This is a genomic window from Stenotrophomonas sp. 05L44_2, from assembly GCF_056665995.1.
This window is the reverse complement of sequence record NZ_JBFTNR010000768.1, coordinates 1-1,918: the sequence shown is the minus strand read 5'-3', so window position 1 is coordinate 1,918 and position 1,918 is coordinate 1. Positions and strand designations below refer to the sequence as shown.

Genomic DNA, 1,918 nt, shown 5'->3' with positions numbered 1-1,918 from the left:
AGTCCGGTGACTGCATGAGCCCACGCTGTCGAATGACACGCCCACCCGAACAATGAATCGGTGTAACCCATGAGCAAGCTGAACAAGTCCATCGTCGCGGAATTCGAATCCGCCCAGATCACCCGCGAACTGCCGCAGTTCAGCCAGGGCGACACCATTGTCGTCAACGTGAAGGTGAAGGAAGGTACCCGCGAGCGCGTGCAGGCCTATGAAGGCGTTGTCATCGCGACCAAGAACGGCGGCCTGAACTCCTCGTTCACCGTGCGCAAGATCTCGCACGGCTACGGCGTCGAGCGCGTGTTCCAGACCCACAGCGCCATCATCGACTCGGTCGAAGTGAAGCGTCGTGGTAAGGTCCGCGCCGGCAAGCTGTACTACCTGCGTGGCCTGGAAGGCAAGGCTGCCCGCATCAAGGAAGATCTGGCTGCTGCTGCTGCCGCCAAGGCTGCCCGTCTGGCAACCAAGGGCTGATAAACAACTTCGGTTGTTGCCGCGACGGCCGCCTTCGGGCGGCCGTTTGCGTTTGTGCTGCCGCCTCGTTAGTTTCAGTGAATGGATGAGAGCGACCATCGATACCCGGCGGACATCCAGGTGGCGTTGCGCTTCCTGGACCGTTCCGGGGTGCCACGGAGGGAAGCGGCCCCCTTGCTGCACCGCATGCTGTGGCGGCTGGGTGTCGCGCTGCCGCCGCCGATACTGGCCGGTTTCCTGACCAATACGCTGCTGCAGGGCCTGCTGTTTGGCGTGTTCTGGACGGTACTGATGTGGCTGCTGTTGTGGCAGGGCAGGGCCCCGGCGCTGGAACTGCTGTTGCTTGCCGGGGTGGCGGCAGGCGTGATGTTCGGCCTGGTGATGGCCACCCTGATGTGGTTCCTGCGCGGGGCCCGCAAGCTGCCCACCTGGCGGCAGTTCCGCAGCAGCCTCTGAGACCATGGCGCAGTGCGCCGTGACCGCTGCCGGGCGGCGGCGTACGCTCGGGCCTTCGACCCTCATGGCCCCTGCGATGCCCGCCAAGCGACCTGCCAGCAGTGCCGCGCCGAAGCTGCTGTCCGGCGGTAACCCGCAGATCGCCAAGGGTGAGGGCGATGCGCCCGTGCAGGCTTATATCGCTGCCATGCCGGACTGGAAACGGGCCGTTGGTGAGCGTCTGGACGCCCTGATCGAACAGGCCGTGCCCGGCGTGCACAAGGCAGTGAAATGGAACTCGCCGATGTACGGCGTTGCTGCCGGCGAGGGCTGGTTCCTCAGCTTCCATTGCTTCGCCCGCTACATCAAGGTCGCATTCTTCCGCGGCGCGCTGTTGCAGCCTGTTCCGCCTGAACCGTCCAAGAGCGCCGACACGCGCTACCTGCACATCCTTGGGGACGAGCCGCTGGACGAGGCGCGGTTCCTCGACTGGGTGCGGCAGGCCAGCCAGCTGCCTGGCGAACGCATGTAATCCCCCAGGTTCTTTCCCCGAACGAGACCACGCGATGGCCACGCAGAAGTCCGATCCCGCAGATGCCGCTCTCCCCGCTGCCGCCCTGATTGACGCCCGCATCGCCGAGCTCCCTGATTGGCGCGGCGACATCCTCGCCCGCGTGCGCGCGCTGATCCACGAGGCGCTGCCGGACGTGGAGGAAACCTGGAAATGGCGCGGCACACCGGTGTGGGAACACAATGGCATCCTGTGCACCGGCGAAACCTACAAGCAGGCAGTGAAGCTGACCTTCGCCCACGGCGCCGCGTTGCCGGACCCGAAGCGCCTGTTCAATGCCAGCCTGGAAGGCGGCACACGCCGCGCGATCGACATCCACGAAGGCGGCATGCCCAACGCCGCGGCGCTGAAAGCACTGCTGCGCGCCGCCGCCAGGCACAACGCGGAAAAGAAAAAGCGGTAGTGCCGGCCGCTGGCCGGCAATCCCATGGACTTCCCAGG

General features: G+C 65.6%; 4 protein-coding genes. All 4 read left to right on the top strand.

The window, feature by feature from the left end; all coding sequences use genetic code 11:
- The first annotated feature begins 69 nt into the window (after positions 1-69).
- The 4 genes from rplS to AC1VAN_RS20375 all read left to right on the top strand — a co-directional run bounded on the left by rplS (position 70) and on the right by AC1VAN_RS20375 (position 1,880).
- On the top strand, positions 70-471 hold the full coding sequence (rplS, locus tag AC1VAN_RS20390) for a 50S ribosomal protein L19 (protein ID WP_025873818.1): 402 nt from the start codon (positions 70-72) through the stop codon (positions 469-471).
- 81 nt (positions 472-552) lie between these two features.
- Entirely contained in the window at positions 553-927 is a 375-nt protein-coding gene (locus AC1VAN_RS20385) for a DUF6404 family protein (RefSeq protein WP_032976001.1), read from the top strand.
- A 76-nt stretch (positions 928-1,003) separates the two neighbouring features.
- Complete coding sequence (locus tag AC1VAN_RS20380) at positions 1,004-1,438, top strand: DUF1801 domain-containing protein (protein ID WP_032976003.1); 435 nt, start codon at positions 1,004-1,006, stop codon at positions 1,436-1,438.
- A 34-nt stretch (positions 1,439-1,472) separates the two neighbouring features.
- The gene (locus AC1VAN_RS20375; RefSeq protein WP_032976004.1) at positions 1,473-1,880 is read left to right on the top strand and encodes a DUF1801 domain-containing protein; all 408 of its coding nucleotides are present in this window, start codon (positions 1,473-1,475) and stop codon (positions 1,878-1,880) included.
- Positions 1,881-1,918: the final 38 nt, after the last annotated feature.